At 37.2% G+C, this 9,097-nt stretch carries 11 protein-coding genes and 2 tRNA genes; 9 read left to right on the top strand and 4 right to left on the bottom strand.

What is annotated here, in order from left to right; genetic code table 11:
* From LBH98_02880 to LBH98_02860, 5 genes are all read left to right on the top strand, one after another.
* The coding region (locus tag LBH98_02880) for a formylglycine-generating enzyme family protein (protein ID MDR0303699.1) at positions 1–399 on the top strand (399 nt) is incomplete at its 5' end.
* Between the two features lie 47 nt (positions 400–446).
* On the top strand, positions 447–1,568 hold the full coding sequence (hemW, locus tag LBH98_02875) for a radical SAM family heme chaperone HemW (GenBank protein MDR0303698.1): 1,122 nt from the start codon (positions 447–449) through the stop codon (positions 1,566–1,568).
* Between the two features lie 68 nt (positions 1,569–1,636).
* Positions 1,637–1,717: transfer RNA gene (locus tag LBH98_02870), tRNA-Ser, on the top strand.
* Between the two features lie 12 nt (positions 1,718–1,729).
* Positions 1,730–1,813: transfer RNA gene (locus LBH98_02865), tRNA-Ser, on the top strand.
* Between the two features lie 17 nt (positions 1,814–1,830).
* On the top strand, positions 1,831–2,538 hold the full coding sequence (locus tag LBH98_02860; protein MDR0303697.1) for an RNA methyltransferase: 708 nt from the start codon (positions 1,831–1,833) through the stop codon (positions 2,536–2,538).
* A 168-nt stretch (positions 2,539–2,706) separates the two neighbouring features.
* Here the strand turns inward: LBH98_02860 and LBH98_02855 are convergent, their stop codons facing one another.
* From LBH98_02855 to LBH98_02840, 4 genes are all read right to left on the bottom strand, one after another.
* The gene (locus LBH98_02855) at positions 2,707–3,672 is read right to left on the bottom strand and encodes a caspase family protein (protein MDR0303696.1); all 966 of its coding nucleotides are present in this window, start codon (positions 3,670–3,672) and stop codon (positions 2,707–2,709) included.
* Entirely contained in the window at positions 3,672–4,085 is a 414-nt protein-coding gene (locus tag LBH98_02850; GenBank protein ID MDR0303695.1) for a TIR domain-containing protein, read from the bottom strand. Before LBH98_02850 ends, LBH98_02855 begins: the two co-directional genes overlap by 1 nt.
* Before the next feature lie 63 nt (positions 4,086–4,148).
* On the bottom strand, positions 4,149–5,087 hold the full coding sequence (locus tag LBH98_02845; protein ID MDR0303694.1) for a phosphatidate cytidylyltransferase: 939 nt from the start codon (positions 5,085–5,087) through the stop codon (positions 4,149–4,151).
* Positions 5,080–5,799, bottom strand: coding sequence for an isoprenyl transferase (locus LBH98_02840; GenBank protein ID MDR0303693.1), 720 nt, complete (start codon positions 5,797–5,799; stop codon positions 5,080–5,082). The genes LBH98_02845 and LBH98_02840 overlap by 8 nt, the downstream gene beginning before the upstream one ends.
* A 135-nt stretch (positions 5,800–5,934) precedes the next feature.
* Between LBH98_02840 and fliI the strand changes: the two genes are divergently transcribed.
* The 4 genes from fliI (at position 5,935) to LBH98_02820 (ending at position 8,665) form a co-directional block, all read left to right on the top strand.
* Positions 5,935–7,272: a flagellar protein export ATPase FliI gene (gene fliI, locus LBH98_02835; protein MDR0303692.1), complete on the top strand. Its 1,338-nt coding sequence runs from the start codon at positions 5,935–5,937 to the stop codon at positions 7,270–7,272.
* Positions 7,269–7,718 (top strand): flagellar export protein FliJ, encoded by a 450-nt coding sequence (gene fliJ, locus LBH98_02830; GenBank protein MDR0303691.1) that lies wholly within the window; start codon positions 7,269–7,271, stop codon positions 7,716–7,718. The genes fliI and fliJ overlap by 4 nt, the downstream gene beginning before the upstream one ends.
* Entirely contained in the window at positions 7,657–8,340 is a 684-nt protein-coding gene (locus tag LBH98_02825; GenBank protein MDR0303690.1) for a ComF family protein, read from the top strand. Before fliJ ends, LBH98_02825 begins: the two co-directional genes overlap by 62 nt.
* 118 nt (positions 8,341–8,458) lie before the next feature.
* Positions 8,459–8,665, top strand: coding sequence for a hypothetical protein (locus tag LBH98_02820; GenBank protein MDR0303689.1), 207 nt, complete (start codon positions 8,459–8,461; stop codon positions 8,663–8,665).
* Positions 8,666–9,097: the final 432 nt, after the last annotated feature.

Below are 9,097 nucleotides of genomic sequence, written 5' to 3'. Positions count from 1 at the left end.
GAGTTTGCCGCACGCGGCGGTAATAAGAGTAAAGGCTATATTTTCAGCGGAAGCGATAATTTGAGTGAAGCGGGTTGGTATTGGGATAATATTCCGAGTCAAAATTCGAGTAACTCCGGCTATGGCGCACAACCGGTCGGTCAAAAGAAGGCTAACGAACTTGGCATATACGATATGAGCGGTAACGTATGGGAGTGGTGCAGTGATTGGTATGGAAGTTATTCCACAGGTTTAGTAACCGACCCAGTAGGACCATCATCTGGCTCTTACCGCGTGAATCGCGGCGGCAGTTGGGACTACAATTCGCGGATTTGCCGTGTTGCCATTCGCAACGACGGTACGCCGTCCGGCAGCAACCCCGATTTGGGCTTCCGCGGCGCCTTCAATTCATCTCAATAACGCCGTAGGCATAGACGCTTTGAGTTAAAGAAAACGGAAATATTTATATGATTTCTCTCTATTTTCATATTCCATTTTGTAAAAAAAAGTGTAATTACTGTGATTTTTATTCGATAACGGATGAAAAACAAATAAATAAATTTATTGCCGCATTAAAAAAAGAAATAATTCTGCGAAAAAACGAGACGCACGGAAAAGAAATAGACACTATCTTTTTTGGCGGCGGTTCGCCCTCCGTTTTAACTGAAAGTCAATTTTGTGAGATTTCGGACTTTATTAAACAAAACTTTAAAATCGCCGTAAATTACGAATGGACAATTGAGGTGAATCCGGAGAATTACAGCGAGGAAAAAGCCAAAATCTGGCAAGAATGCGGTGTAAATCGACTTTCTATCGGCATTCAATCGCTAAACGACGACGAGTTAAATATTTGCGGACGAATTCACGACAGAAAACAGGCAATCGGCGTTTTACGCAGTAAGATTCTGAAAAGATTCGACAATGTAAACGCCGATTTAATTTACGGACTCCCAAATCAAAATAAAAATTCTTTTTCCGAGACGTTGAAAACCGTCTGTAAAATTCCAGTAATAAAACATATCTCGCTTTACGAATTAACAATAGCCGAAAATTCGTTCTTTGGAAAAAACCGTGAAAAATTTAACTTGCCAAATGAAAGTGAAATAGAAAAAATAGTAAAATATTCACGAAATTTTTTGCAAAAAAGCGGATTTGAACGTTACGAAGTCAGTAATTTTGCAAAAAACGGTTGCCGTTGCCGCCACAACGAAAATTATTGGAATTATGGGCGATATATAGGATTTGGGCCTTCTTCGCATTCGTTTGACGGCGAAAATAAACGTAGTGCGAATATTTCCGATATAGAAAAATATTGTGAACTACTAAACCGTAATGAAATTGCGGCGGACTTTATCGAAAATTTATTATTAGAGCAGAAAAAGACAGAATTTTTAATGCTTAAATTACGGACAAGCGACGGCTTTTCACTGTCGGAATTCGGCGTTAAATTCGGCATTGATTTTTTAGTGAAAAACAAAAAATACGTCAATAATTTAATTGAAAACGATTATATGATTATTAAAAACGGAGTCTGCAAACTTACGGACAAAGGGTTGGATATAGCCGATGGAATTGCGATTAAACTATAATTGAAAAATACGATAAAAACCTTGACAGTGAGCGCAGATAAATAGTATTTTGCTTACCGAGAATCAACGGAGGACTAGGCTAGTTGGTAAGTCAGCGGTCTTGAAAACCGTCGCCGTAAGGCTTGGGAGTTCGAGTCTCTCGTCCTCCGCCGTTAAATTTTGGAGGGGTCGCATAATGGTAGTGCAGCGGTTTGCTAAACCGTGACCGAGAAATCGGTTTCCGGGTTCGATTCCCGGTTCCTCCGTGTCCTTTGTATTTCTTATGAATTTAATCTTATTAAAACCATCCGATTTTATTGACGAACATACCGCTGAATTTTCAGATTTCCGTTTTGAACACATAAAAAAAACACTTAAATCACAAAATGGCGATACGATAAAAATCGGCTTACTCGAAAAAAAAATCGGTATTGGCGAAATAATTGAAATCACCGAAAAAAGCATTAAAATAACAGTGAATTTATACAAAAATCCCCCTAAAGAAAATCCCGCTATTCTTTTTTGCGCTTTACCGCGTCCGAAAGTTTTTCGAAGAATTCTATTGGACGCCGTATGTTTCGGAGTAAAAGAAATTCATTTTTTTCAATCGTTTAAAGTAGAAAAAAGTTATTGGCAAAGTCCGTTTTTGTCGCAAAATTCAATAGATAAAATTATTGAAAATGCGCTTATGCAAGCGGCTGATACAATTTTACCTAATGTTTACTTTCATCAATCTTTTAAGAATTTTACAGAATACATTTTTACCGCAAATGTAAAAAATTATCCTTGTTTCGTATTTCACCCTTCCAAAAATCCTGAGGAATTTAAGCCTGAGAAAAATCAAAGATGCGGAATCGTAATAGGTGCGGAAGGCGGTTTTACGGATGAGGAAATAGGTTTTTTTATAAAAAATAACGCAAAAATTGTAGGGCTTGGTACAAGAATTTTGAAAGTAGAACAGGCGATTTGCGCTATCTTGGGAAAATTGTGATACGATAAAAATCTGAGGGTTTTCACTAAAAGATAGACAGTAATGCATCCTTGTATTTTTCAAACACTGTATGGTTTTGAGGGAATTATACGCTCTTGTCACCAAACAGCCGTAATCCCACTCTACAAGCGGATTTCAGGCAAATGGCACAAATTATTTAATCGTAATTTATATTCTGTCTTCTTTAGCTAAATTCCAATAGTGATGTCCTAAAGGAGTCAATTTACAACTTCGTGATTCCATTGCCGCAAAATACATAAAATCTGCTTCAACAGGAACTACTAACCCAACACTTTGTAATTTTTGAAGTTTCTTAAAGATTTTAGTATTTTCTATATTCGCATAAGGTTCAATAACTTCATGTTCTACATTCAACGAATTCGTATCTTCAAAAGACGGATTAAGAGGAAATTCATCTGTTGGATTAGGAAAATATTCTATAATTGATCTTAAAATGTCATCAGGAACTTGTGGCATTACAGTACGTAAAGATACAAATCTTGTAACATTTGTCTTAAACACAGGACGTTGGTACCATGCGCCAAGCGATCTATCAATAAACGAATAAATACCACCAGGTGATATATTCCCTCTTAAATCAGCAGCACCGCCTTTAAGAGCTTCAAGTAAAAGGTTTGTAAATACTCCGTGTCCGTTTATTTCCTCTGCCAATTCTGTATTTCTGCAAGCTGTTAAAATAGACAATCCTTCAGACAAAGAAGATTTATTATCTGATACATCTGTATTTCCCATTGCTCCAGAATGGCAACAATCAAGAATAATGATTTTATTTTTAATTTTCGATTTATTGGCAACATTTAAAATATAATCCATTGGAACACCTTCATCGTATTTTTTAAAATCAGGTGTCACTATATACCCGCCGAATTCATTTAGGAATCCATGACCGGAAAAATAAAATAAAACGGTATCACAATCTCCGTTAAATAAATCAACAATTAATTCTTTCATATTTGATGTTGAAGAAACATCTTTCTCAAACTTCACTTCAAAGTTTGTAGAACCATCACCGTTTCTTTTAAGCAACTCAGAAATACAAGTTGCATCGTTTATACATCCAGATAATGGAGAAGTTTTATAATTATCAATGCCTATACAAAGAGACTTTTTCATTAATCCCTATTCTTCCCTTCTCGCATAGTTTGGTCAATCGCATTTGCTATTTTTTCCCATTCCCACGAAATTGTCCGATTCCGTTGAAGCCCATCGGGAAGATTGCTACTTGAATTTGCATCATCAACATATACCCCAAAGATAGGTACATCTGCTGCTTTAGCAAATGATATTTCTTTAGCAACGCCAGTAGCACTTGCCATTGTTCTTCCAACCAAGACAATTAAAATATTACATTTATTTATCTTAGCTGCTATAGTTTGTTCCCACTGAGATTGTGACAAAGATGATTTTGAAGACCAATCTTCAATACTAAAAGGAGTTCGTGAATTTCTTGTTTGACCGATAAAAAGTTTTTTCTCTGTTTCATTGTGATCAAAATCAAAACTAATAAATACTCTGGGATCTGCCATTTTGGTCTCCTTTTCTTAACAATTATGGGTGCCTTTCTTGTATTTTCAAATAAGATAACAAATTTAAGCGCCTAATTTATGTACAAGTGTTATTATTATGTGAATGAAAGGCGAAACGAAAAATACGGAATCAAATCTATCTAAAATTCCGCCGTGTCCGGGAATCAAGTCGGAAGAATCTTTAACCGCAAAATATCGTTTTGTCAGTGAAACGAACAAATCGCCGACTTGCGCAAAAATTCCAATCGTAACGCCAAGTAAAATACCGAGCCAAACAGGTTCGTTCGGATTTCTAAAAAAACCGAAAACCGTTGTCATGACAATTACCGACAATAAAAATCCGCCTATACAACCTTCAATGGTTTTTTTGGGCGAAATATCGCTGAAATGGTGCTTGCCTAAAAGCGAACCAACGAAATACGCTGCGGAATCGCAAAAAAATATCGCACACAACACCGTTATCAAACCCAAATTTGATGCGATGTATTGATTGTCTATAGGGAAATACCATATATTTACAAACGCCGGCTCAAGGTATTGCAACAGCGAATTTCCCGCGAGATATAAAAATATTACTCCGATGAAAAACAAACTTGCACGCTGCCATCTTTGCTTGCCCTTTCCGACAAAAAACACTTCAAACGCCGTCAAAATTAGAAGCAGATAAAGTGAATGTGAAAAATTAAGTAACGGTACGCAATTTATCGAATCGCACATGGTTACGGCAATCCAAACGTATCCTATCCAAAACCAATTTTTTTTGAATTTTATTTTCAGCATAGAAAAATATTCCTTAGCCGCGAAAGCTATCAGGATAAACGTAAGAATGGTTGCCGGATAAATCGGTTTAATCGTGTCGTCAAATTTATCGCCGAAAATCGCCGAAACAATATTTACCTTAAAATATATGATAAGAAGGGTAGCCGGCATCGCCCACGCTACGAACAAAAGTCGTTTGCCAATGTTTTTCAGTGTTCTTTTTTCTTTGTTTTCTTCATTCATTATCTTTCACTTTCCCGAATCGTCTTTCGGTTTTTGAAAATTGTTCAAATGCTTTCATTAACTCATTTTCATTAAAATCCGGCCAAAGCGTATCTGTAAAATAAAGTTCGGAATATGCCGATTGCCAAAGTAAAAAATTACTTATTCTTTTGTTTCCGCCGGTACGAATAATAAGTTCTGGATATGGAATTTCAGGCAAATACATATATTCGTTTACTTTTTCAACAGTTAAATCATCATATTTAATCTTATTGTCTAAGCAATCCCGTGCAAACAGTTTTGCCGCTCTAACAATTTCGTTTCTGCCGCCATAGCTTATTGCGAGACAAAGTACTAAACCGGTATTTTTTGATGTTTTTTCTATACTGTTAATCAAATCATTTTTTGCTTTCTGAGGAAGAAGTTCAATGTCGCCCATAATAAGTACTTTTACGTTTTTTTTAAGTAAATTCGGCAATTCTTTCTTTATCATTTCTATCAAAAGTTTCATCAATGCGTTCACTTCTTTTTGAGGACGTTGCCAATTCTCGCTGGAGAAAACATAAAGTGAAAGATACCTCAATCCTACGTTCACCGACGCTTCTACGATATTATGTGTTGTTTTTGCGCCTTCTTTATGCCCGAACGGACGCGTCAAATTTCGTATTTTCGCCCATCTGCCGTTTCCGTCCATAATAATGGCGCAATGCTTAGGTATAATATTTTCGTTCATATTTTATTCTCTATAATTCCAAATCTTTTGGAAAAATAATTTTTGTGAAGACAAGTTTTCTTATTTTTTTGAATAATCCCGTTTTTATATGCGCATTTCTGCAGTTTCACAAAAAAATATAATATTTTAAGAAACATGAAAGAATTTTTTGATAGAGTAAAAAACGAATTGCCGCGCATTGACCCTATAGAAATTCGTGGACAAATTGTTGAAGTAGTAGGACTTTTGATAGAATCCACAGGTCCTGCGGCGTCAATCGGCGAAGTCTGCCGCATTCTAAACAAAAACGGTGAGTTGATTGTCCGTGCCGAAGTGGTCGGTTTCCGTTCTGAAAGAACGCTTTTAATGCCGTTAGGGACAATAGAAGGCGTTCATCCGGGGAACACGGTCGTTGCAACTGGAAAACCGCTCTTGGTAGGGGTCGGTGACGAGTTGTTGGGTAGAATTCTCAACGGGATCGGTCAGGAAATGGACGGTAAAGGCGCATTAAACACTTTAAATGAACGTCCGATTTTTTCGGACATCCCGGATCCGTTAAAACGTAACCGCGTGATCACGCCGTTTCAAACGGGAATTCGAGCAATTGACGGATTTTTAACGTTGGGTGAAGGACAGCGTGTAGGAATTTTTGCGGGTTCTGGAGTAGGAAAATCGGTTTTGATGGGAATGATGGCAAAAAACTGTCGTGCAGACGTTAATGTTATCGTGCTAGTGGGTGAAAGAGGGCGTGAAGTTCGTGAATTTTTGGAACGCGACTTGGGTGAAGAAGGAATGAAACGTTCCGTAGTAGTCGTCGCGACAAGCGACCAACCTGCATTAATTCGCATTAAAGCGTCAATGGTAGGCGCGGCGGTTGCAGAGTATTTTCGCGATCAAGGGAAACAAGTGCTTTTTATGTGCGACTCTGTAACACGTTTGGCGATGGCGCAGCGTGAAATAGGACTTACAATAGGCGAACCGCCGACAACGCGCGGATATACGCCGTCAGTTTTTGCGATGCTGCCGAAATTTTTGGAGCGAGCCGGAAATTCCGATAGAGGTTCCATAACAGGGCTTTTTACGGTTTTGGTTGAAGGCGGCGATATGGACGAACCCGTTGCCGACGCAACACGTGGAATTTTGGACGGGCATATTCTGCTTTCGCGCGAGCTTGCGCAAAAAAATCACTTTCCGGCAATTGATATTTTAGGAAGCATTTCACGTTGTATGGTTGATGTTATAGACAACGATCACCGCAGAATTGTAGGAGAATTGCGCGACGTGATGTCAACTTATAGGGCGAATGAAGATTTAATTTCAATCGGGGCGTACGAACAAGGCAGAAGTCCAAAAATTGATAAAGCTATTCAACTTAACGATCACATAAACCGTTATTTACGGCAGGATAGAGATGAGTCGGCGACATTTGAACAAGCGCGAGCCATGCTTAACCAGCTTGTTTCGGTTGCCGCGCAAAACGAGAGAAGAAAATGAAAAGATTTGAATTCTCTTTACAGTCGATATTGGAACTGCGGATTCGTGAAGAAGACGAGGCTAAGGCGTTTTTGGTCGCACAGGAGTCTGAATTACAGCGAATCGGCAGCGAGCTTAGCCAAAAAAAGAAAGAATTACAGGATTTTCAAGCGCGAGAAAAAGAAGATAGAAAGTCAGCGGATTCCGCATCCGAACTTAGGTATTCGGTTTCGTGGAGAAATACGTTGAAACTTGATTTACTTAAAATCGGACAAAAATTGCAGGATGTTTCGCTTGACATTGAAAGAACGAGAAAAAGACTTACTGAAGCGACGATAAAGCGAAAATCTTTGGAAATGCTTCGTAGTAAGAAAAAATTAGAATGGCAGAAAGAATTTAATAAAAATGAACAAAAATTTTTGGACGAAGTCGCTCAATCGCGTAAAAATAATCGAAAAAATAATTGATGTAATATATCCGCAAACTTGTTCGAAATGTCAATTACAATCCCAACAAATCGCCGCATTTTGCGAAAATTGTGCAAAGATGTATCTTTCAGGAATTAAGGTGGTCACCGCAAGCGCCAAAATCGGTGAGAACATTGTAGATATTTGGGCTGTAGATGATTTTAATCCGCAATTGAAAGAAATTATATATGAGTTAAAATATAACGGAATTAAACAACGTGCGAAAGACATTTTCAAATTAGGAATAACGTCGTTTTACGAGCAATTGAATTATGCGGATTTAGTAACTTCCGTTCCGCTTCATTGGTTGAGGTTTATTAGGCGCGGTTATAATCAATCGGAAATTTTGGCAAAAACCGCTGCAAGAGAATTGGACATAGAATACAAAAATACGATGTTTCGTACGCGTTATAATTTTACACAAACAAAGAGAAACGCAAAAGAAAGAAAAAAAGCGTGTGAAGGGCTTTTTGCCTTAAAAAAGAATTGCGATGTAAAAAATAAAACGATAATTATTGTGGACGACGTATGTACAACAGGTTCGACGGTTTCGGAATGCGCAAGGGTTTTATATGCCGCAAATGCTAAAAAAATTATAGTTTTGTGTCTTGCAAAAGCATAAAAGTTCAATAAAAAATAAAAGATTCAAGTTTTTTGTGCAAAATTGAAAAACACAATATATTATTATATATGAACATTAATGACGGCTCATATTGTATCAAAAAGGTTGGGAGAGATAAATGAAAACAAAAAAGAGCATAATATTTGCAATATTTATTACTGCTACGGTGTTTTCGGCTCAGACAGCCGATTCATATACGGTTAGGCAAAACGACAGCCAATCTGTCGTAATTCAAAACAATAACGCGGGCAAAAACACCAGATCGATTATAACCGAAAAGCCAAAAGGGAATTGGTCTAAAATTAAAAATATGTTTTTGAAGTAGAATTTATTACGGTGTGTTCACGCTATAACCTTTTTCGTGACTATATGCAATTTACATAAAATATTAATGAAATATATTCTACTACATAAGAGAAGGTTTTTATATGAATGGAAATATGAAGAAGATTTTTCTAATCTTGTTAGTGATGTTGATGTTTTCCTGTTCGTATAACAACGACAGTAGTAAATGTTATTCTCCAAAATCGCCGAGTAGCGTAACGGTAAGTAGAAATCAGCAAAAAGAAGACGAGGCTTTTATTTATTGGGCACAGGTGGATGGCGCTATTTCCTACTCTTTGTATGTATCGAATGGTGCTTGCTAACTAAATATACATTCAATAATTTCTTCGTTAAACAAAAGTATTAGTGATGCTATTACCATATCAATCGCTTTCGAATAACGACACGTCTTACGATTAAATCTTGCAAGTTT

This window comes from Chitinispirillales bacterium, assembly GCA_031254455.1.
Taxonomy (GTDB): Bacteria; Fibrobacterota; Chitinivibrionia; order Chitinivibrionales; family Chitinivibrionaceae; genus WRFX01.
The sequence above is the reverse complement of the archived record's forward strand: the minus strand, read 5'-3'. Positions and strand labels throughout refer to the sequence as shown.

What these genes read in the sequence shown, in the direction of transcription:
- LBH98_02855 (MDR0303696.1), bottom strand. Translation starts at nt 3,672, where the DNA reads ATGAAAAAGTCTCTTTGTATAGGCATTGATAATTATAAAACTTCTCCA.
- LBH98_02860 (MDR0303697.1), top strand. Translation starts at nt 1,831, where the DNA reads ATGAATTTAATCTTATTAAAACCATCCGATTTTATTGACGAACATACC.
- LBH98_02820 (MDR0303689.1), top strand. Translation starts at nt 8,459, where the DNA reads ATGAAAACAAAAAAGAGCATAATATTTGCAATATTTATTACTGCTACG.
- fliI (MDR0303692.1), top strand. Translation starts at nt 5,935, where the DNA reads ATGAAAGAATTTTTTGATAGAGTAAAAAACGAATTGCCGCGCATTGAC.
- LBH98_02825 (MDR0303690.1), top strand. Translation starts at nt 7,657, where the DNA reads ATGAACAAAAATTTTTGGACGAAGTCGCTCAATCGCGTAAAAATAATC.
- LBH98_02850 (MDR0303695.1), bottom strand. Translation starts at nt 4,085, where the DNA reads ATGGCAGATCCCAGAGTATTTATTAGTTTTGATTTTGATCACAATGAA.
- hemW (MDR0303698.1), top strand. Translation starts at nt 447, where the DNA reads ATGATTTCTCTCTATTTTCATATTCCATTTTGTAAAAAAAAGTGTAAT.
- fliJ (MDR0303691.1), top strand. Translation starts at nt 7,269, where the DNA reads ATGAAAAGATTTGAATTCTCTTTACAGTCGATATTGGAACTGCGGATT.
- LBH98_02845 (MDR0303694.1), bottom strand. Translation starts at nt 5,087, where the DNA reads ATGAATGAAGAAAACAAAGAAAAAAGAACACTGAAAAACATTGGCAAA.
- LBH98_02840 (MDR0303693.1), bottom strand. Translation starts at nt 5,799, where the DNA reads ATGAACGAAAATATTATACCTAAGCATTGCGCCATTATTATGGACGGA.